The following is a 21,051-nucleotide window of genomic DNA, read 5'->3' on the forward strand; positions in this document are numbered from 1 at the left end:
CTTATGACTCAATTACCCACCGGCTTGACTGCAGCAGAAGTCGCCAAGAAAACCCAAGAGGGGTTGCACAATGATTATGAAACAAAAACCAGTAAATCAACTGCTGCGATCATCAAAGACAATTTACTGACATTATTCAATTTTCTCAATCTATTGATTGGCGTTTTTTTATTTGCCGTAGGCGCCTATTCCAACATGTTCTACTTAGCGATTATTTTTGTGAATATCACCATTGGGATCAGCCAAGAATTGCACGCGCGTAATTTAGTAAAAAAACTCTCACTTGTTTCACCGCAAACGGTACGAGTGATTCGAGATGCCCAAATCCATGAGATTTCAGCCAAAGAATTGGTCTTAGAGGACGTAGTTATTCTTGGTGCTGGGGACCAAATCCCCGCTGATATGACGGTGCTTTCTGGACTAGTCGAAGTCAATGAAGCGATGCTGACTGGTGAAGCCGATCTGGTTGTCAAAGAAGCAGGTGCTTCCTTACTCTCAGGAAGTTTCATCGTCAGCGGTGAAGTGACAGGAACAGTCCTTCATGTCGGTGCAGAAAACTATGCAGCAAAACTAAGCAATGAGGCGAAGGTCCACAAACCGATCCGCTCTGAGCTGCTTGCTTCGATCCGTAGTGTATCCAAATTCACCAGCTATGTAATCGTTCCTTTAGGGGTGATTTTGTTCTTCCAAGCCTTTATGATGCGAGATGCTGGGATCAAGGAATCCGTCGTCGTTTCTGCCGCTGCCTTATTAGGAATGTTACCAAAAGGACTTGTCCTGCTGATCAGTATCGCCTTGACGACAGGTGTCATTAAATTGGCAAAAAAACGGATTTTGGTCCAAGACATGTATGCCGTTGAAACCTTAGCGCATGTCGATACCCTTTGTCTGGATAAGACGGGGACGTTGACGGAAGGCCATATGGTTCTCGAATCGATCGTTCCTCTCCAAGCCGACAGCGACCCTAACATGCTCTTAGGGAATTATTTGGCAGCCAGTACGGATAACAATTTGACGATGCAAGCATTGCGTCAAGGCTGTCCTGAGCTAACGGATCATCAGCCGATCGACGTCGCTGCCTTTTCTTCACAGCGCAAATGGGGTGCTGTGGCTTTTGAACATCTAGGAAATGTCTATCTTGGTGCACCTGAAAAAGTCGCCGGCTCTGCTGCCTTGCCGCAAGTCATAGAAGCGCAAGAAGCTGGTCTACGGGTGTTGATTTTAGCCGTAGAAACTGATCCAAAAACGCCGACATCCTTTGACCCAACCAACGCACAAGCGGTGGCTGTCTTGATTTTATCCGATATCATCCGCCAAAACGCAGAAGAAACCTTGGCTTACTTAGCGGATCAAGGCATCGATCTAAAAGTGATCTCTGGCGATAATCCAATAGCAGTCGCAGCGATCGCCCATCGTGCAGGCCTAGCGAATGCCGATCAAGCCATCGATCTTTCTACCTTAACGACCGAAGCAGAAGTCCGAGAAGCTGCGACACGCTATACGGTCTTTGGTCGTGTGACTCCTGAACAAAAGAAACTACTCGTTCAAGAATTAAAAGCCAATCAACGGACCGTTGCCATGACGGGTGATGGCGTCAACGATGTGTTGGCACTACGGGAAGCCGACGTCAGCATTGCAATGGCTGCTGGCGACAGTGCGGCTCGTCAAATCGCTAACTTTGTCTTATTGGATTCTGACTTTACTACGTTGCCAGATGTTTTATTTGAAGGACGCCGCGTCGTCAATAACGTGACCAAAGCGTCGGGAATCTTCTTTATCAAGACGATTTACAGCTTCTTGCTCTCTTTGGTTTGTATCCTGACATCCAGCGCCTTTCCGTTCTTGCCGATCCAAATCACATTGATCGACTTAGCAATTGAAGGTTATCCATCTTTCTTCCTTTCCTTTGAAGAAAACAAAGCACCGATCAAAGGTCGTTACTTGCCGACAGTCTTGCTCAATGCGTTGCCAAATGCCTTGTTGGTGTTAGTCAATTACTTTGCGATCCGCTTTTTACAAACCGACTACGGTTGGTCGCAATTTGATACGACGACCTTGTTGTACTATTTGTTGATCGGGATCAGCTGTATCGCTGTGATTCGCGCTTGCTTGCCATTAAATCCATTGCGATTGTTCTTAGCGATTACCACTACCGTGGGGATCTATGTCGCAGCAATGCTTTTCCACGGATTGCTGGAAGTCGGTTTCTTGACCGCCGTAACATTGCCTTACTTCCTTGGCATGATGGCATTGAACATCTGCCTGTACGTGGGGCTTTCTTTCCTAACGAAGCGCTTTTCAGCCAAAGTGCTCGTTAAACAATCCTAATTGATTTTGCAGCATCGCTCTTTCTTGCTTTGTCCAGAAAGACGATGCTGTTTTTTTGTCCTCTCCATAGGTGCAACCATACAAGAAGAAAGAAATTTGGTATACTGAACCTGTAGGCGGTTTCAACAGGAAAGCTATCATTTTACCAAAAGCCATCTTGTTGAACAGCCAAATTTAATCAGAAAGTGTTGGTGAAATTGGATGAAAAAAAGTATTTTACTCGTTTCTCACAGTCAGCAACTCACCGAAGGATTAAAACAGATGATCGAAGAAATGGCTGATGGCGAGTCAGTCACGATCTATTCTTTAGGCGGGACAGCAGAAGGAGAGCTGGGTTCTGACGCCACGAAAATCGTGGATGCCGTCAACGAATCCGCAGATGCTGAACTGATCTTAGTCTTTGCCGATCTAGGCAGTGCCGTTTTGAATGCCGAACTTGCTTACGACATGCTGGAACCTCAGCAACAAGAACGCTATCACCTGATCGACGCGCCGCTGGTGGAAGGTGCCTTTGCTGCAGCAATCACCGCTGGTTTTAGTGATGATTTGGCGCAAATCGTTGCAGAAGCAAAAAAAGCAGCCGAGAAAGGATGGCATGAAGCATGAAAAAAATCATTAATGATCCCTCAATGATCGTAGAAGAAATGTTGGCTGGTATCGTAGGCAGTTATCCTGAACTGGTCCATCAAGTCGCCGACTCACGGGTGATCGCTAAGAATAATCAAAAAGAACAAGTCGGTCTTGTTTCTGGCGGTGGGAGCGGACATGAGCCGGCCCATGCTGGCTTTGTCGGTGATGGGATGCTTAGCGCCGCCGTTTTAGGCGATGTCTTCACCTCCCCTACCCCCGACCAGATTTTGACGGCTATCCAAGATTCTGATCAAGGACAAGGCGTCTTGTTGATCGTCAAAAACTATACTGGCGATATCTTGAACTTTGAGATGGCCAAAGATATGGCAGAAATGGAAGAGATCACAACGGAGATCGTGGTCGTTGATGATGATATCGCTGTTGAAAATAGCACCTATACTGCTGGGAAACGAGGAGTTGCCGGTACGGTCTTAGTCCACAAGATTTTAGGCGCAGCTGCTCGTAATGGTGCCAGCTTAAGTGAATTAAAAACACTGGGCGATGCCTTGGTTGCATCGATCAAAACCATTGGGGTCGCATTAAAAGCGGCAACAGTTCCTGAAGTTGGGAAACCAGGTTTTGACTTAGCCGATGATGAGATCGAGTATGGCGTGGGTATCCACGGCGAACCTGGTTACCGTCGAGAAAAACTGAAACCCTCACGTGAACTAGCAAAAGAGTTGGTGGAAAAAATCTTGGCGGATTATGAAAAGACCCCAGAAAAAGTCGGTGTCTTGATCAACGGTATGGGTGGTACGCCGCAAATGGAGTTATTCGTTTTTGCCAATGATGTCGCGAAATTACTCGCAGAAAAAGACATCCCTGTCTCCTTCCATAAAGTCGGCAATTTCATGACTTCCATCGATATGCAGGGACTTTCACTGACCTTGATCGACTTCAGCGAAACGGATCACACCGATGCGTTAAATGAAGCCGTCACAACAATAGCCTGGTAAAGGAGCGAATAGAGATGCAATTGACAACAGAAACGGTGCAAGCATGGTTAGATACCTTCACGAAAGAAATCGAAGCAAACAAGGCCTATTTAAGCGATTTAGATACACCGATCGGCGACGGTGACCATGGCAACAATATGGCACGCGGCGTAGCCGCTTATCAAGAAGCTTATGCCAAACAACAGCCAACGACGATCAGTGATACCTTTAAAGTCTTCTCGATGGCAATGATCTCAAAAGTCGGCGGAGCTTCGGGTCCCCTTTATGGTTCGGCGTTTATGAATATGACCAAAGCAACGAAGGAACTAGAAACAATCGACTCCTTTGAACAATTAGGTACGATCGTTGAAGAAGGCTTGACCGGCATCAAAATGCGGGGAAAAGCTGAGTTTGAAGACAAAACGATGGTCGATGTGTGGCAACCTGTCGCAGAAGCCTTGAAAAAAGGTGAATTGACCAAAGACACGATCGAAGCAGCGAAAGAGCATACCAAAGAACTAGTGGCTAAAAAAGGCCGTGCCTCTTATGTTGGTGAACGTGCCATCGGTCATATCGATCCCGGATCGGCTTCTAGTGCGATTTTATTTGAGTCTTTGTTAACGGTGATAGAAAAGGATTAAAAAAACGATGCTCTTACAAAATACCGTTTAAGACAAAAGACAAACCTTATGATTGCATAAGGTTTGTCTTTTTCTTGTTTATTCATCTTGTAAAATCGTTTGGGCAACTAGCTTCACGTATTGATCCATGCCATCTGGATTTGGATGGACCCGATCTTCATAGAACCAGGACTCTTGATCATTACTCAAATCATACCAATCGATCAAGGTCATATTGTCGTATTTTTCCGCCATGCGCTCCAACATCCGATTGACTTCATTTTGCCAACGCTGTGTCGGTACCCGTACATTGATCCAGTAGACTTTGCGATCACCGATCTCGTTCATAAAGCTGTCAAATTGGGCTTCTGTAAAGGAACCATTCGTCCCTAGCCCCACAAGGACGGTATCCCGCAAAAGATTTTTTTCTTTCAAGTCTTTGATCAATTCAGGGCTCGCATACAGCTGGCGCCCAACATCCCCATCAACTACCGCTTGGGTAAAGACTTCTTTCAAGTCAGCCGTTGCATCCAGCATCACAGAATCACCAAAAGCCGTGATTTCAAGAGATTCCGCTTTTTTCACTTGGGCTGCTGTTAAATCATACTTTTCCATGATATTTTTTTCATCTTCACTCGTGTTCGCCTCATCATCCGCTTCATTTCCTTCAGCATTCGCATTCTTTTGCGATTGCTCTGCCGCTTTTTTATTGGCAGCAATGTTGTCTTTCAACTGCTGCTGCTGGGCATCGACATAATTCGTCGGTGCAGTCACGACGCCAAACAAAGCAACGAGGGTAATGAGTAAGCTGGGCACTAACCACGGTTTTTTCCAACTAAAAATTGGTTTACTGAACCAACCGCGGACCGTTCTGAATGTATCTTTGTACTGGAATTTACGCATTGGGTTTTCGATAAACCGATAGGACAATTCACTGATAAACAAGATCAAGAATAGTTCCACTAACGTGTGCATCAGCACGTTCTCACCGATATTTCCCACTTTTGCTTCGTAAAAAATCATCACTGGAAATTGATACAAATAGATCCCATAACTGCGCTTGCCGATATAACTGAAAATCGGATTACTCAATACACGATTCAAACTGGCTCCGGGATGAGCGGTGACTGCCACAAGAATCGTACATAGGATACTGATCAAGAACATGCCGCCATAATAGACAAAGGTCAAATGATCATCTAAGAAAAAGAACGCTGCGATCAGACCAGCCAAGGAAGCAAAACCAGAGATATTTAAGACCCGTTTGGCTTTTTGCGGTATCTCTTTCTTCAAGTGGGTACTTGGCCAAATGAATGCTAAGGCACTCCCCATCCAGATCGAAAAGAGCCGCGTATCTGTTCCATAATAGACCCGTGTCGGATCAGCGCCTGGTGTGTAAAGGACCGCTAACAGAATTGCCGATAAAATCGTGACTGCGGCAGTAAATTTAAAGGCGCGATGCCTCTGCTTGCCGATTTTCATCAACAAAATAAACACTAAAGGCCAAATCAGATAGTTCTGTCCCTCCACAGCCAGTGACCACAGATGGGTAAAGGGGGATTCATTGCCGAACCGATCAAAATAGGATAACCCATGATTGATCTGCCACCAGTTGTTGTAATACAGCAGCGAGCTAACAAAAACCCCGCGCAAATTATTCAGCAGGTTTCGCTGGAACAAAGTGATATACGCTGCTGAGATAAGCAGCATCACCACCATTCCTGGATAGAGCCGTTTCATCCGCCGAATATAAAAATCTTTGACTTTGATTTTGCCGTTTTGATCCCACTCTTGCCTCAGCAAGTCAGTGATTAAATAACCTGATACGACAAAGAATACTGGAACTCCTAAATACCCGCCTCGCATATGAGTAGGTAGTAAATGATATAAAATAACGCCGATGACTGCCAAGGTTCGAATGCCGTCAAACCCGGTAATATAGCGGCTTGTGCTTAAACGTTTATTCATTTTTCAACCACTTTTCTCTAATTGATCCAATTGTTTCATAAAAAAACAATTTCAGCATGAACGCTATTGATTCCATACTCTCATAATTTACCAGAAATCCCCCATATAAAGCTAGCAACATCTGCTATATTTCAAAAAAATTAATTTTTGGCGAAAAAAAAGTACTTCTATAAAGAAATACTTTTCCAACTCCTTTTTTACAGTTCTTCTTCATAAAATCGACCCAAAATCTGGACATTTTCCGCAATACTAACAAAGGCTTTTGGATCGGCTTCTTTCATAGCACTGCGCAGCATCGGCAGTTCAAAGCGTGTGACTACCGTCAGCAAAACCGTTTGTTTGTCATGCTTGTAGGCTCCTTCGGCTTCATTGATGATGGTAATGCCTCGCCGCATATGTTTTTGGATCGTTTGAATGACTTCTTCTGGGTTGCGAGTGATGATCGTCACCTGCATTTTCTTTTGCTTCGTAAAGACCGCATCCGTCACTTTTCCACTGACAAAAATCGCGATTGCACTATACAACGCATATTGCCAGCCAAACAAGATTCCGGCGGCGAACAAAATAACAATGTTAAAGAAAATCGATATCGAGCCGATCGTCTTCCCTGTCCGTTTGCGGATGGCAATGCTGACAAAATCCAGCCCTCCGGAAGAAAGACCATTCTTCAAGGCATAGCCGATCCCCACTCCATTGATGGCACCACCGAAAATCGCACAGATCATCGGGTCCGTCGTGACGGTTTCTTCTGGCAAAATTTGCACGAATAAGGATGTCAATAAAACAGTGATTCCAGTAAAGATCGTAAATTTGTGGCCGATCTTAAACCAGCCAAGAAAAAATAATGGCACATTCAACAATAATAGCGCAAGAGATAAGGGGATATAAAACCCGATCCATTCTCTTGAGATCGTAGTAATGATCTGAGCGACACCGGTAATGCCGCTGGAATAAATATTGCCCGGCTGATAGAAAAAATTGACCGCAATCGATGCCAGCAGTGCGTACACGATCGAGAATGAAAGTTTGTTGGCATATTCCGGATGAGGGAGCCATTTAAACAGAGGAGTCATTGCATTTCATAGCCTCACTTTTTTGATTTGCCTTTATTATACTTCAGCTCATAAAAAAAGAAACGAGCAATGAAAGAAATGGGTGAATTCTCATGAACTTTTTTCATTCATTCACCAATTTCTATTTCATCACTCATTTCATCATGGGTTTAACGCTTATTCGTTTTCTTCAACCGTTGTTACATCAATGCTCAAGTCAAACAGTTGCATTGGCGAAACGGTACTTGGCGCTTGTGACATTGGATCAGCCGCTTTCCCATTTTTAGGGAAGGCAATGACTTCGCGAATGTTTTCTTCACCAGCCAAGAGCATCACTAACCGGTCTAACCCAAGGGCGATGCCACCATGTGGTGGGAAACCATAATCCAAAGCATCCAATAAGAAGCCAAATTGATTTTGCATCTCGCGACGTGAGAAGCCCAGCGCTTCAAACATTTGCTCTTGCACTTCCCGTGTATGGATACGCAATGATCCGCCACCTAACTCGTAACCGTTTAGCACGATATCGTAGGCTTGCGCATAGACCTTTGAAGGGTCTGTCGTTAACAATGGCAGATCGCTTTCTTTTGGCAATGTGAATGGATGGTGAGCAGAAACGTAGCGGCCTGCTTCTTCATCGTATTCAAATTGCGGCCAATCAGTGACCCATAGGAAGTTGAATTTGCTCTCGTCGATCAAGCCTAATTCTTTTCCTAATTTATTACGGATCGCCCCCAATGTTGCTGAAACGATCTCAAAGGAATCGGCACCAAACATCAGAATATCGCCAACTTCCGCATTGGCTGCTGCAATGATCGCGTCGGTCGCTTCTGTCAAGAATTTAGCGATCGGTCCTTTCAATCCATCTTCTTCAACTTTGACCCATGCCAATCCTTTGGCACCAAATTGACCAGCGTAATGGCCTAGATTGTCCATATCTTTTCTGGAGTATTTGTCTGCAGCCCCTTTGGCGTTCAAGACTTTCACAACGCCGCCTTTTTCAAGAGCCATTTGGAAGACTTTAAAATCAACGTCTTTCACAACTTCAGATAAGTCGATAAGCTCCATGTCAAACCGTGTATCTGGTTTGTCACTGCCGTAGCGTCCCATTGCCTCATCATAGGTCATCCGTGGGAATGGCAAGGTAACTTCGATGCCTTTGACTTCTCGCATCACTTTTGCCAATAGCTCTTCCGTATAGGTTTGGATTTCTTCTGCCGTCAAGAAAGAGGTTTCGATATCGACTTGGGTAAATTCTGGTTGACGGTCGCCCCGCAAATCTTCGTCACGGAAGCAACGTACGATTTGATAGTAGCGATCGAAGCCGGCGCCCATCAATAACTGTTTAAAAATTTGTGGTGATTGCGGCAACGCATAGAAATGACCTGGATAGATCCGTGAAGGAACCAAATAATCCCGCGCGCCCTCTGGTGTTGATTTTCCTAGATAAGGTGTTTCGATATCCAAGAACTCGTTCGTGTCTAAGAAATTGCGGATCGCTTGCGTCGTTTTCGCCCGCATCACGATGTTGTTCGTCATTTTTGGACGACGCAAGTCTAAATAACGGTATTTCATGCGAATCTCGTCGCCAACGGTTTGATCATCTTCAATCAAAAAGGCTGGTGTTTTTGCAGTGTTTAAAATCGTGATTTCGCTGATCATCACTTCATAGGCACCTGTCACCATTTTCGGATTGATGGCTTCTGGTGCACGATTGATTACTTGACCTGTTACTTCTAATACATATTCGCTGCGGCATTTGTCCGCGATTTCCCAGGCTTCTTTCGAAACCTCAGGATTGAAGACGATTTGCACGATCCCTTCCCGGTCGCGCAAGTCAATAAAAATCACGCCACCTAAGTCACGGCGCTTTTGCACCCAGCCTTTTAGTGTCACTGTCTGGTTTAAATGGGTCTCATTTACTAACCCGCAATATACTGTACGTTTTGTCATTCTTTTTCTCCTCACTCAAACATTTTGGTTGTCATTTCATCGTAGATCTCATCGAAGCGGGCATAAAGATCCGCTAACGGAAATTGTTTTTCTTCACGGCTTGCCATGGATTTGATATTGATCACTTGTTCTGCTAATTCTGTTTCGCCTAGAGTCAGAACCAACCGTGCCCCTTGTTTATCAGCAGATTTGAACTGGGCTTTGGCTTTACGATCCATGAAATCACGATCGGCAGAAAAGCCGAAATTACGGATCGCTTGCACGACTTTCAGCGCTTCTAAATTGGTTTCTTGTCCCAGACCAACCACATACGCATCTAACTCATTCAAAGCAGGAATCACAACTTCTTCGGCTTCCATAGTGATCAATAAACGTTCGATCCCCAAAGCAAAACCAAAACCAGGTGTTTCTGGTCCACCTAGCTCTTCCACTAAATGATTGTAACGACCGCCGGCACAGATGGTGGCTTGCGCCCCCATTTTTGGTGCATCACTCATGATCTCAAAAATCGTGTGGGTATAATAATCCAGACCACGCACCATATTCGAATCGACCTCATAAGGGATCTCCAACGCATCCAGCATACTCGTTACGGTTTCAAAATGTGCCTTGGCATCTGGCGTTAAGTAGTCTAAGATCGATGGCGCATCTGCCACAAATTTTTGGTCTCGCTTGTCTTTGCTGTCAAGGACCCGCAAAGGATTCTCATGCAAGCGGCGTTTTGAATCCTCACTAAGCTCCGCTTCATGGGGCGCTAGATAATCGATCAACGCTTGACGATAGTTTTGGCGTGTCTCTTTGTCACCTAATGAATTGATGACCAAGCGCAATTGACTCAGTCCTAATTGACGATAAAAATCCATTGCCATCGCCATTGTCTCAACATCGGTCGCTGGATTTGCTGAACCGAAAACTTCGACACCGATTTGGTGGAATTGACGCAAACGGCCTTTTTGCGGACGTTCATAACGGAACATTGGTCCCATGTAAAACACTTTATAAGGCTTCGTATGTTCTGGTCCGAATAGTTTGTTTTCGACATAAGAACGAGCGATCGGTGCGGTGCCTTCTGGACGCAACGTCACATGACGCTCTCCTTTATCGTAGAAATCATACATTTCTTTTGAAACGATATCCGTTGTGTCCCCGACACTGCGGGCGATCACTTCAAAGTGCTCAAAAATCGGTGTCCGAATTTCGTTGAATTGGTAATCGCGAAACACTAAACGTGCTGTTTCTTCCACAAATTGCCATTTTTCGGATTCTCCTGGCAAAATATCGTTGGTTCCTTTTGGACGTTGGTAACTCATCGTATGCATCCTCCTATTTGTTTCATGGTTGCCCATGTTCTTTGCTTTCATTGCTTGTTTGCTTATTCACCTATTGCTTGTTGCTCATTGATGTGGGTGGGTTGTTCTCGTGTTTGGCTTTTGGGTTATTGCGCTTTTAGTGGTTGGTTGCTGCTGGTCATCATCTATTCTGTCTTGCTCCAAAAGACAATCCCAGTGATTCCTAGTACGGTTATTACGCTCCCTAGGGTCGCCTAGTACTGTTCATCATCTATTCTGTCTTGCTCCGCAAGCCAACCCCAGTGATTCCTAGTATGGTTACTACGCTCCCTGTGGTCGCCTAGTACTGTTCATCATCTATTCTGTCTTGCTCCGCAAGCCAACCCCAGTGATTCCTAGTATGGTTACTACGCTCCCTGTGGTCGCCTAGTACTGTTCATCATCTATTCTGTCTTGCTCCGCAAGCCAATCATAGTGATTCACAGCAAAAAACTCGCCCTTGTTTTTTATACAAGGGCGAGTTTTGATTACACGCGGTACCACCTAAATTCGAGAAATGTTCTTCTCCTTCGCTCGATTAACGCTCGGTCACGGAACAGCTTTTCTTCTGTTCATCTCCAGATTGTCTTTCCTTTACACGTCCTAAACTGCTTTCAGCCGGGGCAGTTTTCTCTTTTAAGGAATAGAATAAAGTACTCGATCCTTCACTGATTTTTGATATTATCTATAAACTACAAGAAAGCTATGAAAAAGTCAAGGTGTTTCACTGTCTTTTTCACTCCGCTGCTTTCAAGTAGCGTTTTCTCTAGTAGTCAACGCAAAGAAGTTACCCTTCTGTTTGCTTTTCTTTCTTTTTGCGTTATGCTGAATAACGAAGGTTTTGTTTCTATGAAAGGAGCTGTTTTTATGTCTTTATATTCAGGCTATATCCGTCAACCACACTACTATGAGACCGATCAAATGGCGATCATCCATCACGCCAATTATATCCGCTGGTTTGAAGAGGCCCGCGTGGAATTACTGGCGTTTTTGGATTTACCATATCATACCATCGAAGAAGCTGGCTTGATCGTTCCTGTGCTGGAAGTCAGTGCGCAATACAAAACGATGATTCGTTACGAAGATGAGGTGCGAATCGATGTTTTGGTCGACAAATATACGGGCACGCGTTTGGATTTTCGCTATGAGATCTACAAAACTAGCGATGGTCAGTTGGCTACGACAGGGACTTCAAAGCATTGTTTTTTAGCAAAAGAGACCAATCGCATCGTGCAGCTGAAGCGTAGTTTTCCTGAAATCCATCAACGATTTGCTGATTATGCTGCCCTGTCAGGAGAATAATCAATTCTGATCACTCATTTAAGTCAAAATCCTTGCTTTTTGAAACGGCTTTCGTATAATCAAAAGTAATTTCAGGGAAGGATGATGGCGATGTACGTGATTAAAGTTTTGCATGGTTACATTGGCAAAGATGGTCGTCGCACTCGTGAAAAAATTCCAGACAAGTTATGGGTCTTTGAAGATCGGAAGCAGTCCGAAGCATTTGCAGATAAAATTGGTGGTCGCGTCAAACCGTTAACTGAAGTCAAACAGCATACGTAAAGAAATAAGCCGTTATCGTCTTTTGCGCATAGACGATAGCGGCTTATCTTTTTTACTGCGTAAAAGGATTAGTCATCCAATTCTGTTTCAAGTACTTCACCTGTTTGGGCATTGATTTTCACATCTGTTTGTTTGTTGCCATCTTCTACTTTGACTTCCCAATAGGTTACATTCATTTCTTTGTCTAAGGACCAATCTGTTGCTTGACCACCGCCAGCTTCTTTCACGGCGATATCAGAAATTTCTTCCAATGAAAGCAAGTTGGTTAGGTCCAATTGATCGGCATCTTTTTTGACACCGTTTTGTTCATCGGCATCCAATTTTTCCGTTCTTTCTTCAGAAGTTTCTTTGGTTTCTGCATCGATCTTTAATTCAAACTCATTCGTGTCATCCACGCCTTCTACTTGGTAGAAGTAATTGCCAAAAGAAGTATCCAAATCAATCGAAGTGATCGCTGCATCTGGGTATTTGTCTTGGAATACTTGGATCGCTTCTTCTACGGTCACGGTAGGCAAGCCCCCATTGGCGATCGCTGCACTGCTTGAAGAGCTGTCCGCTGCTTGTGATGAGGTTGTTTCACTTGATGAGGCAACTGCTGTGCTTGAGCTGCTGTTTTGCGCAGGTTCTGAATTTCCCGTGTTGTTTTGTGTACATCCTGCCAATAACCCTAATGCGGCAATTCCGAATAAAATAGTTGTTTTTTTCATGTTTCATTCCTCCAATTGTTTGTGTATTCCTTTTTTCTATATATTTAGAATAACAAGTTCCCAAAGAAAAAGAATCAAAATTGCTTGAAGAAAATCTAAAAAAATCTTCATCTTTCTCTTTCATTTGGAAAGGCAAGTTTAAAGATACTGCCTTGCGGTTGATTGTCTATCACGGTGATTTTGGCATGATATTTGTCTGCCAGCTGTTTTACCAGTGAAAGCCCAATGCCTGAACCGGCAATCTGGCTAGAACGAGAATCTTCTACCCGATAGAACCGTTCAAAAATCAAGGCTTTCTTGTCATCGGGAATCCCAATGCCAAAATCGGCGACGGTTAAAGACAACTGCCTTTGCTCTTGTGTCAAGGTCACATGAATCGGCTGATCAACAGGCGAATACTTCGCGGCATTTTCTAACAGGTTTTGGATGATTTGCTGGAAGTCACGTTTATGTCCTCGCTTCATACATTGGTTCTCCACAAAATATTCAATCGATTGCGGAACGATCGTCGCTTGTTTTTCACACTCTTCTCGGACGATCTGGGAAACATTAACAAGGGTCATTTCTTCTTGGGATTGATTTTTTTCTAGGTCTTGCAATTGATTGCTCAATGTTTCCAAACGCTTCGACTCTTTGTCAATAAATGCCATCGAGGAAGGAATGACTTCGGGATGTTTGGTTCCACGCCGCTGGATCAATTGGACATGTCCGCGAATCGCAGCCAAAGGTGTGCGCAGCTCATGGGAAGCATCGGCAACGAATCGTTTTTCCCGTTCGATCGTCTCACGCTGTTCTTTCAACAATTTATTGAAAGCCAAGGCCACCGAACGAATCTCGATGGGTTCTTCAGACACTGACAATTCTCCTTGTCGGCTTTGTTCAATGGCAGCAATTTCTTGCGCCATGCCGGTAAGTTTCTGACTCCATTTCCCGACACTCCAATAAATCAGCAGGCTGCCCACCACAACAGCGATCAGATTCAAGAAACTGCTGATCATAAAGAGACCATAGGCTAATTCCACACTATCCTCCCCATTGATAGCGATCGTCACCTGATCCCCATCGACTTCTTGGGTTTTCGTGTAATAGATGCCATCCTCTGTAAAAACGATGTCTTCGAGAAATGGCATCACTCGTCCTTGATTGATATCGGCAAAAATCTCTTCCGCATCTTCTGATGAAACGACACTGCCATCGGCTAAGATCACTTGCAGGGCGTCTTCTTCATCTGCCGAAACATAGGCATTGACGAGAGTGTCCCAGGTATCCCCTGATGCCTCGCCTTTTTCGATGGCTTCAAGAATGTTGTTGGCACGATTTTCGATATGTTCAAACAAATAACCTACGGATAATAAAATAAACAGCAGATTGAAGAGAATCAGCAGACCAAAGAGTATCAAGGAAAAGCGGCTCGTCAATTGAAACTGGGCTGTTTTTCTACGTTGGTTGACTGACTTATTCTTCATGGTCGGTCCTCAAGACATAGCCTAATCCTCGAACGGTTGCGATCATTTTGCCTTTGCCGCAAACATCCAGCTTGTTCCGCAGTGTACGGATATAGACATCTACAACATTCGTTTGACCGTCGTATTCATAACCCCAAATCTCATTCAATAGGTCATCTCTGGTTTTGACGACTTCCGGCTCTTTCATTAATTCATATAAAATCCCAAACTCTTTGGGCGTCAACTCAATGGTTTCACCGGCAACCTGAACCAAGTGCTTGGCAATGTCCATCATCAACTCCCCCGCCACTAATTGGTTTTGCTGGTTCTTTTGTTGTTTGGCTTCTCGTTGCAACCGCCGCTCGATCACCCGAATTCTGGCAAACAGTTCTTCGATTTCAAAAGGTTTCGTTAAATAATCATCTAATCCGACATCAAGCCCCGTCACCACATCGGCGGTTTGATTTCTGGCGGTCATCATCAAAATCGGGATGTCGCTTTCTTTGCGTATCCGCCGCGCCACTGTGATGCCGTCATAGATTGGCAGCATCCAATCCAATAAAATCAGATCAAAGGCATTTGCTTGCTGATTGAACAAGGTCAATGCCTCTTGCCCATCTTTGGCCCAGACCGTGTCATATCCCTCAAAAGTCAATTCGGTCTGAATAAAACTGGCTAAACTTTCTTCGTCTTCTACTAGCAAGATCTTCAAGGCCATATGCACTCCTCCTCCTGTTTTGCTTCTATCATAACGGATTTTTTCAAAACTTCCTAACTGATTGAAAGAAAAAAATCATGAAGATTTTTTCATGTTCAACAAAAAAAGACGGCATGAACCAAGGTCCACTCCGTCTTTCATTTATTCCATATTTTTTGCTAGCTGATACGTGCCAACGAGTTCCCCTTGTTGGAGTTGAAGCACGTAAGGACATGTTTCAGCTAAAAACTCACGATCATGACTGATCACCGCTAATAAATCAACTTCCTTAGCGACTGTTCGCAACAGTTTTGCGACTTCTTCCATTTGCTGCAAATCTAACCCACTCGTTGGTTCATCGAAAAACAACAAGCGTTTACCAGAAAGCAGGGCACTGCCGATGGCAACTCGTTGTTTTTCCCCTCCTGACAAGCTTTGCGGATGTCGGGCAAGGAGTGGTGTTAAGTGCAACAATGAGACAATTTCTTCAAAACGAGCTGGGTTTTGGGCTTTGATCAGCAGCTCTTTTTCCACCGTTTCAAAAAACAGCTGCAAGTTGACATCCTGCATCACAAGAAAGCTTTCCTGCAGCAGCTGCTTTTGGGTCCGCTTTTGTCCATTGATGGCAAATACTGCTTCTGGGCATTTTTTCAATCCTGACAGGACTTGCACCAACGTACTTTTGCCAGCACCATTTGGTCCAACGATCCCCACAGCTTGCTTCGTCGGCAATTGTAGTTCAGGCAAGTTAAGCGCCCAATTTCTGCTGTTTGCTGAGCGTTTCGATTGCTTGATCTGCAGATGCGTTGCCCTTAATCCAGACTTTTCTGGCAAAGATTCTCGGCAGTGCTGGGCTGCCAATGTCACCTCGCCTACTTTTCGCAATCCCAACTCGTGAATTGCCTCCTCGGGCAGTGACAAAAGCTGAGCTGCTGGATAAGACGCCCGCAATCGTCCTGCTTCTAATAGACAGAAGCGATCTGCCAGTGGCGCCAAATACGCCAAGCGGTGTTCGGCGATCACAATGGTTTTCCCTTGTTGTTTTAAAGAAGCCAATCCTTGAGTCAACTTTTGGATCGCTTCTTGATCCAAATTACTGGAAGGCTCATCCAATAAGAACACATCATGGGGCAACATCGTGGCTGCAGCGAGAGCAATCAGCTGCTTCTCTCCACCAGATAGGTCAAAGACACTAGCATCAAGCAACGGGGTCAGGGAAAACTGCTGTGCTACTTCGGTGATTCGCTGCCGAATGTTTTCTGGTGCGACGCCCGCATTTTCCATCGAAAAAGCCAACTCCGAATAGACATCCGTGGTGAAAAATTGCGTCTTGGGGTTTTGAAAGACGACGCCAATCGTCTGGGCATAATGGGAGAAATCGGCAACTGGCAAGTCTGTTTCTCCGACACGGATCTTTCCTTGCACTTCGGCGGGATACAGCTCAGGGATCAAGCCATTCACAACATTGAGCAGGGTCGATTTGCCGCTGCCGCTAGCGCCGCACAAAACGATGACTTCCCCAGCTGCGACCGTCAAAGAAAGCTCAGATAATACGGTTCGATTTTCTCGCTTCACTGACACTTGTTCTAATCTGATCATCCAAGCCACATCCTTTTCACGATAAAGCCGCATAATGCTAAAAAGACCAAGCCATCCCACCAGCGCAGCTTCAGTTCGTGGACGGTGGTATGGGGAGTTTCTGATGCTAACCCGCGAACCAGCGCCGTAGCCGACAGTTCGGTTGCGGTCTTTTCAGCCGACATCAGTAATGGGATCAAAAAATACTCCGCACTTTGCAGTGGATGAAGCAAGATCGATCCTGCCGACAGCGAGATGCCGCGAAAGCGCATCGCTTGGCGAATACTTTTGAAATCTTGTACCAATGTGGGAAAAAAACGAAATAAGACTGCCAGCGGGACTAATAATACATTGGGCACGTGCATTTTTTGCAACGCCGCCATCCACTCACTGTTCTTCGTCCCACTAATGGCAAAAGCCGCCGCCATGATCGTTGGCAATAAGCGGCGATAACCGACGGAAAAGAAATCCAGCAACACGATCAATAGGTGGTTTCCTTGGCGAAACAAAAAACTATCTGCCAGTGTCAGCAAGACAAACACGCCATAGAACATCAGACCTTTTTTCCAAAAGCCGCTGACTAAAAATAGCAGCAGCAAGAACGTGACAAAGACAAACTCATCGATCCAGCTAATGGACACCATCATAGTAAAACTAGCAAAGAGAATCACCGCCAATTTGCTGCGGGGATCAAACCTTGTTTTCGACACATTCCTCACCCTTTATGCGATTGGATCGTTGGTTGAAAATGTTTTTCCATCAAGCGGCTGCCAATGCCTAAACCAACCACCGCACCAATCAAAACGGCCAATGCACAAAGCCCTAACATCACATTGGAGGTATGAGCAAACACGCCGGCAATGTAGGTTTCATCTTTTCCGCGAGCCACTAATGAATCGATATAGGCATTTTTCATAAACCACAGGGGCAAGATCGGGCCCATCAAGCCAAAACTAAAGACGATATAACTCGCCATTACGCGAACGTTCTCTTTGAGCTTTGTTTTGTATTGAATCAAATCAGCTACTAAGGCACAAAGCATATTGGGTAAAAAGGCCAATGGAAAATGTCCTGAAATCAAAAAAAAGAGCCCTACCACGGTACCCATAATGGTGATTGCGCCAAATTTCGGTACTTTATTCAATAAAATCAGATAGATAATGCCAGAAAACAAAGCGGTGACTGCTGGAATAAATAAATTATGAAAACCTGGGATCACAAAACGCAAAATCAATAGACAGACGCTCATTAAAAGAAAATAGATCGCTGTATAGATCCCTACTGCAATTAAATCTTGAACCTTTAGTTTTTTCACTGCGTATACGCTCCTTCTTGCAAGCAATCAATGAAAAAACCGTTGCTGCTTGCTTGTACAAACTTATTTTTACAAAGCCTCAGTATAGCACAAAGCAGACGTTTTTATGGGGAGATATGCTTATCAACAGTCGATTTTCTTCTAGAACAGAACCAACAAACAGACGTGACTTCTGAATGGCTCCATTTCAACACACAGGGACCTTTAAAGATCCACTAATGGAAAAATGATGCTTTCACACGCTTAGTTGCTTTTTCCTATTCCCATCTTTGCGAAATTAATGAATAATAGATAAAGACAAACATTAAAAATCAGCACAGACTCTTCATCATTTTCTTTATTAAGAAACCAGCAGGTGCTTCTAAAAAAAACAATAAGAAAGCTGACTGTCGCTTATTCGTTGAAGAAAATCAACGCTGTACTGCTGTGTAAACAGCATAAACCCAACTGTAAAAACATTTTGACACTTGATTTCAAGGCATTGTCAAAGACATTTGATCGTTAGAACGCAGACATTGTCCTACACTAATGGTACAAGGAGCGGATAAAATGAACTTAAGCAAACAAATAAAAAAACATCGGGAACGATTAAGTCTCTCTCAGGAAGGGCTGGCAGAAAAACTCTATGTCTCCCGACAAACGATCTCAAATTGGGAGAATGAAAAAAGTTATCCTGATGTTCACAACTTATTATTGCTCAGTGTTCTATTTGATGTTTCTTTAGATGAATTAGTCAAAGGGGATGTTGAACAAATGAAAGAAACGATTGAGAAAACAGCAATGGATCACTACACAAAAATAATGTTGGTCTTTACATTGTTGGCCGCATTATCTGTTGGGCCTGCTCTCTTTTTACCAGGACACTGGTGGATTGCCCCGCCTCTATGTTTTTGGCTCGTCTCCATGTATGCCGCATTGAAGATCGAAAAAATCAAGAAAACCCAAAATATCAAAACGTATAAAGAGATCGTTGCCTTCATGGAAAATCAAGACCTCGATGCCATTAGGAAAAAGCGGGACATCAAAAAAGATTTCCTCTCAAAAACAGTCATCGTCTTGGTCTTTGCCTTGATTGTCGGCATGCTTGCATGGCTTAGTACATTGCCGCATTTACTGATGCGCTGATCAAAACACAGGTTGAAGCTGCTTTTATGATGAAGCCGCTTCAACCTGTGTTTTTTTCAATTCAATGATCTCATCCGCATAAATCAAATTTTTCGGGCGATGGGTGATCATAATGACTAGTTTATTTTTCAATTGGTCTTTGATCGCTGCAAAAAGCTTTTCTTCTGTTGTTTCGTCTAAAGCAGAGGTGGCTTCATCAAGGACAATGACTTCTGCGTTTGTGAAAAACAATCGGGCAAAAGCGATCCGCTGTTTTTCCCCACCAGAAAGGTTGGCTCCTTTTTCTCCAATTTCAGCAGACAGTCCTCCCTTGAGTGCCTGATAGAATGCGCCTAATTGACATTTTTCTAATACCGCTATGATTTCCTCGTCTGCGATTTCCTTATCAAAAATGATATTTTCTTTCAGCGTTCCTTGGAATATTGGCGCATCTTGCGATAGATAAAAGACATGCTGATAGTAATCATTTAAGTTGTAAGCAGCCAAATTTTTGTGATTGATCAGAACTGCACCGGTCGTCGGCTGATACAAGCCTAAAATCGTTTTGATCAGCGTTGATTTTCCTGCGCCGCTTTCTCCTACTAACCCATAAATCGCTCCCCGCTTCAGCTCCAGTGTGCTATCGGTTAAGATTTTCTTTTCTTGAAGTATGACGGATAGATCCTTAACTGTGATATAGTTGATGGTCTCAGACAATGGATCTCCTTGTGTTAATGCTTTGTCCTCTGGCAGATAAAAAAATTCATTTAACCGTGCAAAGGCAACTTTATCTAAGCTGTATTGAACAAAAATCACGTTAAATATTGCAACAGGCGTATAGATTCGATCCACATAAATAATCAGTGCTGCTAAACCGCCCAAGCTGACTGTAATCTGATTTGTGAATGCCAATACCACAATTGCGACTTTGATCAATGCGACTAAAACTGCAAAAAAACCAAAGAAAAACTCATGGATCATCGTCATTTTCGTCAAACGTTCTGTTGTGTCAGCAGACATATTTTTATATTGTGCGATCTCTTTTTCAAACCGTTTATTGATCCGAAACGTGACCATTTCCGTTAATCCGCGGATAAAGGTGCTGTTCATGGCTTCTTCTGAAACTAGCGCACGTTCTTTGAGAGAGCGTAAAACTTTCAAAAGCAAATTGGTCACGATAAACACCACTAGATAGCCCACAAGGATCGCTGGAATCAACCTTTTATCGATCATAGCAATAAAAGCTAAGTTAAACAGTGTTTCGGGAAGCAATTCTTTAAACAAGCGTCCATAAAAATTCAAATGGATATTTCTGCCAGCCGCTGCTCCTGCTTCGGTTTTCTGTAAGAGTGCTCCAGAGCCGATTTGTAAGTATTCGGAATAGGCAATCTTGCTGATTTTTACTAAAGCTTGTTCTTTGAGATAGAAATACATGCTGTTGTGCAATTTTGTTTTTGGTTTCTGCTCGAGATAGGACAAGAGCGGTACCAGTACAAGCGTTAACCCATAGATAAAAACAACTGGCCAATCAAATGTCTTGCCAAATGAATCGAGTAATTTTTGAAAATAAAAGACATTCGCAGCACTCAAAAATGAGACCGCAATTCCAATCCCAATATATACCGTCAATCCTTTTTTAAAATGCCGCCATAAATCAATCGCCATCGTAAGCTCCTTTTGCTGCAGTGTTCGTGAAAAAGTCGTGAGATAAATAAAACAACCGCTTTCAAAAGTATAATCTATTTTTCGCTTAATGGAAAGAACCGTATGAAAGATAGTGAGAAACCATTCCTCGGTCATCGAGAAAAACAAAAAAACCCCGCTCAAA

At 43.9% G+C, this 21,051-nt stretch carries 18 protein-coding genes and 1 other annotated feature; of the genes, 7 read left to right on the forward strand and 11 right to left on the reverse strand.

Annotation, left to right across the window (positions count from 1 at the left end):
- Positions 1-3: 3 nt before the first annotated feature.
- From IGK63_RS13350 to dhaL, 4 genes are all read left to right on the forward strand, one after another.
- Positions 4-2,328 (forward strand): HAD-IC family P-type ATPase, encoded by a 2,325-nt coding sequence (locus IGK63_RS13350; RefSeq protein WP_034872141.1) that lies wholly within the window; start codon positions 4-6, stop codon positions 2,326-2,328.
- Positions 2,329-2,529: 201 nt separating this feature from the next.
- On the forward strand, positions 2,530-2,934 hold the full coding sequence (dhaM, locus tag IGK63_RS13355; RefSeq protein ID WP_005228160.1) for a dihydroxyacetone kinase phosphoryl donor subunit DhaM: 405 nt from the start codon (positions 2,530-2,532) through the stop codon (positions 2,932-2,934).
- Complete coding sequence (gene dhaK / locus IGK63_RS13360; protein WP_008379550.1) at positions 2,931-3,914, forward strand: dihydroxyacetone kinase subunit DhaK; 984 nt, start codon at positions 2,931-2,933, stop codon at positions 3,912-3,914. The genes dhaM and dhaK overlap by 4 nt, the downstream gene beginning before the upstream one ends.
- 14 nt (positions 3,915-3,928) lie before the next feature.
- On the forward strand, positions 3,929-4,534 hold the full coding sequence (gene dhaL, locus IGK63_RS13365; protein ID WP_005233893.1) for a dihydroxyacetone kinase subunit DhaL: 606 nt from the start codon (positions 3,929-3,931) through the stop codon (positions 4,532-4,534).
- Positions 4,535-4,612: 78 nt separating this feature from the next.
- On the opposite strand, the gene IGK63_RS13370 is transcribed toward dhaL, so the two are convergent.
- From IGK63_RS13370 to hisS, 4 genes are all read right to left on the reverse strand, one after another.
- Positions 4,613-6,481 (reverse strand): acyltransferase family protein, encoded by a 1,869-nt coding sequence (locus IGK63_RS13370; RefSeq protein ID WP_016612880.1) that lies wholly within the window; start codon positions 6,479-6,481, stop codon positions 4,613-4,615.
- Positions 6,482-6,678: 197 nt separating this feature from the next.
- Positions 6,679-7,554 carry a YitT family protein gene (locus IGK63_RS13375; protein ID WP_005233887.1) on the reverse strand — a complete coding sequence of 292 codons (876 nt, stop codon included), beginning with the start codon at positions 7,552-7,554 and terminating at the stop codon, positions 6,679-6,681.
- Between the two features lie 156 nt (positions 7,555-7,710).
- Positions 7,711-9,486, reverse strand: coding sequence for an aspartate--tRNA ligase (aspS, locus tag IGK63_RS13380; protein ID WP_016612881.1), 1,776 nt, complete (start codon positions 9,484-9,486; stop codon positions 7,711-7,713).
- A gap of 11 nt (positions 9,487-9,497) precedes the next feature.
- Positions 9,498-10,796 carry a histidine--tRNA ligase gene (gene hisS, locus IGK63_RS13385; RefSeq protein WP_034872142.1) on the reverse strand — a complete coding sequence of 433 codons (1,299 nt, stop codon included), beginning with the start codon at positions 10,794-10,796 and terminating at the stop codon, positions 9,498-9,500.
- Positions 10,797-11,284: 488 nt separating this feature from the next.
- Positions 11,285-11,492, reverse strand: a binding site (T-box leader).
- Positions 11,493-11,681: 189 nt separating this feature from the next.
- Between hisS and IGK63_RS13390 the strand changes: the two genes are divergently transcribed.
- Complete coding sequence (locus tag IGK63_RS13390) at positions 11,682-12,116, forward strand: acyl-CoA thioesterase (RefSeq protein WP_008379539.1); 435 nt, start codon at positions 11,682-11,684, stop codon at positions 12,114-12,116.
- 90 nt (positions 12,117-12,206) lie between these two features.
- Positions 12,207-12,377 (forward strand): hypothetical protein, encoded by a 171-nt coding sequence (locus IGK63_RS13395; RefSeq protein ID WP_008379536.1) that lies wholly within the window; start codon positions 12,207-12,209, stop codon positions 12,375-12,377.
- Between the two features lie 68 nt (positions 12,378-12,445).
- Here the strand turns inward: IGK63_RS13395 and IGK63_RS13400 are convergent, their stop codons facing one another.
- The 6 genes from IGK63_RS13400 to IGK63_RS13425 all read right to left on the reverse strand — a co-directional run bounded on the left by IGK63_RS13400 (position 12,446) and on the right by IGK63_RS13425 (position 18,119).
- The gene (locus IGK63_RS13400; protein ID WP_005233880.1) at positions 12,446-13,084 is read right to left on the reverse strand and encodes a PepSY domain-containing protein; all 639 of its coding nucleotides are present in this window, start codon (positions 13,082-13,084) and stop codon (positions 12,446-12,448) included.
- A gap of 107 nt (positions 13,085-13,191) precedes the next feature.
- Positions 13,192-14,550: a sensor histidine kinase gene (locus IGK63_RS13405; protein WP_429972522.1), complete on the reverse strand. Its 1,359-nt coding sequence runs from the start codon at positions 14,548-14,550 to the stop codon at positions 13,192-13,194.
- Complete coding sequence (locus IGK63_RS13410; protein ID WP_008379528.1) at positions 14,540-15,247, reverse strand: response regulator transcription factor; 708 nt, start codon at positions 15,245-15,247, stop codon at positions 14,540-14,542. Before IGK63_RS13410 ends, IGK63_RS13405 begins: the two co-directional genes overlap by 11 nt.
- 141 nt (positions 15,248-15,388) lie before the next feature.
- Positions 15,389-16,825 (reverse strand): ABC transporter ATP-binding protein, encoded by a 1,437-nt coding sequence (locus tag IGK63_RS13415; protein WP_016612885.1) that lies wholly within the window; start codon positions 16,823-16,825, stop codon positions 15,389-15,391.
- A complete protein-coding gene (locus IGK63_RS13420; protein WP_016612886.1) occupies positions 16,822-17,523 on the reverse strand; it encodes an energy-coupling factor transporter transmembrane component T in 702 nt (233 codons plus the stop codon). The genes IGK63_RS13415 and IGK63_RS13420 overlap by 4 nt, the downstream gene beginning before the upstream one ends.
- On the reverse strand, positions 17,520-18,119 hold the full coding sequence (locus tag IGK63_RS13425) for an MptD family putative ECF transporter S component (protein ID WP_016612887.1): 600 nt from the start codon (positions 18,117-18,119) through the stop codon (positions 17,520-17,522). The genes IGK63_RS13420 and IGK63_RS13425 overlap by 4 nt, the downstream gene beginning before the upstream one ends.
- Positions 18,120-18,668: 549 nt before the next feature.
- Here IGK63_RS13425 and IGK63_RS13430 point away from each other — a divergent pair.
- Positions 18,669-19,244, forward strand: coding sequence for a helix-turn-helix transcriptional regulator (locus tag IGK63_RS13430; protein ID WP_034872143.1), 576 nt, complete (start codon positions 18,669-18,671; stop codon positions 19,242-19,244).
- A 24-nt stretch (positions 19,245-19,268) separates the two neighbouring features.
- Here the strand turns inward: IGK63_RS13430 and IGK63_RS13435 are convergent, their stop codons facing one another.
- The gene (locus tag IGK63_RS13435) at positions 19,269-20,888 is read right to left on the reverse strand and encodes an ABC transporter ATP-binding protein (RefSeq protein ID WP_034872144.1); all 1,620 of its coding nucleotides are present in this window, start codon (positions 20,886-20,888) and stop codon (positions 19,269-19,271) included.
- Positions 20,889-21,051: the final 163 nt, after the last annotated feature.

This window comes from Enterococcus sp. AZ040 (assembly GCF_050499185.1).
Lineage (GTDB): Bacteria > Bacillota > Bacilli > Lactobacillales > Enterococcaceae > Enterococcus_D > Enterococcus_D entomosocium.